The sequence below is a fragment of the Brevundimonas sp. genome, from assembly GCF_036399195.1.
Lineage (GTDB): Bacteria > Pseudomonadota > Alphaproteobacteria > Caulobacterales > Caulobacteraceae > Brevundimonas.
Map to the genome: position 1 here is coordinate 1 of NZ_DASWNO010000159.1, position 3,139 is coordinate 3,139.

The window sequence follows — 3,139 nt, forward strand, 5'->3', positions numbered from 1 at the left end:
GATGACCGACGCCTTCCAGCCGAATCTGGATTTCAGCGCCGCCGATCAGGCCCGTCCTGACGAGGCCTTCGTCGTCGATCTGGAGGGCTACGAAGGGCCGCTGCACGTCCTGCTGGCGCTGGCGCGGACGCAGAAGGTCGATCTGCTGAAACTGTCGATCACCAAACTGGCGGAACAGTATCTGGCGTTCGTGCACGAGGCCCGACGCCGCAATTTCTCGCTCGCGGCGGACTATCTGGTGATGGCTTCGTGGCTGGCCTACCTCAAGTCCCGCCTGCTCCTGCCGCGCACTGAGAAGCCGGGGGACGAGCCGCCGGCTGAGGAGATGGCCGCCGCCCTGGCCTTCCAGCTGCAGAAGCTGGAGGCGATGCGCAAGGCGGTGGATGCGATCACCAGCCGGCCTCAACTGAAGCGCGACGTCTTCACCCGCGGCGACCCCGAGGCCACCGTGATCGTCCCTTCCGACCGCATCGACGCGAGCCTGTACGAGCTGATGGCCGCCTATGTCACCCAGCGGCGCCGGGAGGGTCAACGCCAGTACAATCCCGGCCAGCGGGTTGAGGCGTTCGCGCTCGAGGCGGCTCGCGACTGGTTGCGCGATGTGCTGCCCCGGCTGGAGCAATGGACGCCGCTGGACAAGGTCGCGCCCACCCGAGCCGCCGCCGACGGCCCCACACAGGCCAGCTTTACCGCCTCGACCCTGTCGGCCAGTCTGGAGCTGGTCAAGGAGGGGGCGATGAACGTGAGACAGGCCGAGGCCTTCGCCGAACTGTATCTGAAGCGCCGGGGCAGGGGTCAGCCGCTGGAGCTGGTTCCTTGAGTCGGTTCGCCGCCGGTTCCTCATCGTCATCCTCGGGCTTGACCCGAGGATCAGAGGCGGCTCCTGGCTGTGCTTTCGAGACGGCCCCGAAACCTCGCCGAGATCTCCACAACCGCGCAACGGACGGTCTGATCCTCGGGTCAAGCCCGAGGATGACGGTTCGAGGAGCGGAGGCGGGATCGTGATTCAGTTCGCGCCCGACCACGGAGAGATCGAGCGCCGCGTCGAGGCCCTCCTGTTCGCCGCGGCCGGACCGCTGTCCGCCGCCGAGATCGCGCGCCGGCTGCCGGAAGGAGCCGATGTCGGTGGAGCCATCTCGGCGCTGCGGGATCGCTATCACGGACGCGGCGTCGAGCTGGAATGCGTGGCCGACCGCTGGCGATTCCGCACCGCGCCCGATCTCGGCTTCCTGATGACCGAGGAGCGGGAGGAGCCGCGTCGGCTGTCCAAGGCCGCCCTCGAGACCCTCGCCATCATCGCCTACCACCAGCCCTGCACCCGCGCCGAGATCGAGAGCGTGCGCGGCGTCTCGCTGTCGAAGGGCACGCTGGACCTGCTGCTGGAGATGGGGTTCGTGAAGCTGAAGGGCCGCCGCCGCACGCCCGGCCGCCCCGTCACCTACGCCACGGCCGACCGCTTCCTCGAGCATTTCAGTCTGTCCAGCCTCTACGACCTGCCGGGCGTGCAGGAGATGAAGGCCGCGGGCCTGCTGGACCTGTCGATCCCGGTCGGCTTCGAGGTGCCGGATCCGTCACGGGCTGCGGACGGCGACGACGAACCCCTGTTGCCGGGGGAGGAGGACGCCCCCGAGTTCGCGCAGGATTTCATCGCGGAGGACTGAGGGTCGGCAGGCTTGCGAGACCGGAGTTCGACGCTCGGCGCGGCCAGGTGGTTGGCGTTTGGTGATTGGTGGTTGCGGCTTCTCTGACCGCGGGACCCAGGGCGCCACCGGCGACCGCATCATCCACCAATCACCAACCACCAATCACCATCCGCCCCGCTCAAGCCGGGTGATGCATTCCGCCAGAACCCCTGCTAGTCCGCTGGCATGATCGCTCGCCTTCGCCCCGTCCCGTTCGACCTCGGCCCCGTCCATTTCGTGGGCATCGGCGGCATCGGCATGAGCGGCATCGCCGAGATTATGCTGAAGATCGGCTATTCGGTCCAAGGCTCGGACGCCAAGGCCAGCGCCAATACGGAACGGCTGGAACGGCTGGGCGCGCGCATCTTCATCGGCCATGACGCCGGCCACATCGGCGACGGCGTCTCGGCGGTGGTCTATTCGACCGCGGTCAAGCCGACGAACCCCGAGATGATGGTGGCCCGCGAGCGCCGTATCCCGCTGGTGCGCCGGGCCGAGATGCTGGCCGAGCTGATGCGGCTGCAGTTCTCGATCGCGGTGGGCGGCACCCACGGCAAGACCACCACGACCTCGATGGTCGCGGCCATCCTCGACGCGGGCGGGCTGGACCCCACCGTCGTCAACGGCGGCATCATCAACGCCTATGGCACCAACGCAAAGGTCGGCGACGGCGACTGGATCGTGGTCGAGGCCGACGAGAGCGACGGCAGCTTCCTGCGCCTCAAGTCCACGGTGGCGATCGTCACCAACATCGACCCCGAGCATCTGGACCACTACGGCGACTTCGACGGCGTGCGGAAGGCGTTCGTGGACTTTGTCGAGAACATCCCCTTCTACGGCTTCGCCGCCGTCTGCCTTGACCACCCGGAGGTGCAGCGCCTGGTGGCCGCGATCGACAACCGCCGGCTGGTCACCTACGGCCTCAACCCTCAGGCCATGGTGCGGGCCGACAACTGTCAGATGGCGCCGGACGGCTGTCGCTTCGACGTGGTGATCCAGGGGCGGGGGCTGGCGGCGCTGGACGAGCCCACCCGGATCGAAGGCCTGCATCTGCCGATGGCGGGCTGGCACAACGTCTCCAACGCGCTAGCCGCGATCGCCGTGGCGCGCGAGCTCGATGTCGCCGACAACGCGATCAAGGCGGGCCTCGCCGGCTTCGGCGGGGTCAAGCGGCGCTTCACCACCACCGGCGTCGTGAACGGCGTCAGGATCGTGGACGACTACGGCCACCACCCGGTGGAGATCGCCGCCGTGCTGAAGGCGGCGCGGCAGGTCGCCGAGGGCCGGGTCATCGCCGTGGTCCAGCCGCACCGCTACACCCGCCTGCGCGATCTGATGCCGGAGTTCTCGACCTGCTTCTCCGACGCCGACGCGGTGATCGTGGCGGATGTCTACGCCGCCGGCGAACAACCGATAGAGGGCGTCGACAAGTACGCGCTCGTGGACGGGATCCGGCG

Annotated in this window: 3 protein-coding genes; all 3 read left to right on the plus strand. The window is 68.4% G+C overall.

The genetic code is table 11. From position 1 onward, the window contains the following. Window position 1: 1 nt before the first annotated feature. Window positions 2–820 (plus strand): ScpA family protein, encoded by an 819-nt coding sequence (locus VGB60_RS07385; RefSeq protein ID WP_331037624.1) that lies wholly within the window; start codon window positions 2–4, stop codon window positions 818–820. 181 nt (window positions 821–1,001) lie between these two features. After that, entirely contained in the window at window positions 1,002–1,661 is a 660-nt protein-coding gene (scpB, locus tag VGB60_RS07390) for an SMC-Scp complex subunit ScpB (RefSeq protein WP_414644483.1), read from the plus strand. A 207-nt stretch (window positions 1,662–1,868) separates the two neighbouring features. Continuing rightward, window positions 1,869–3,139: UDP-N-acetylmuramate--L-alanine ligase (gene murC, locus VGB60_RS07395; RefSeq protein ID WP_331037625.1), on the plus strand; the 1,271-nt coding region annotated here is incomplete at its 3' end.

Coding starts and splice junctions, on each gene's coding strand:
- VGB60_RS07385 (WP_331037624.1), top strand. CDS start 2: ATGACCGACGCCTTCCAGCCGAATCTGGATTTCAGCGCCGCCGATCAG.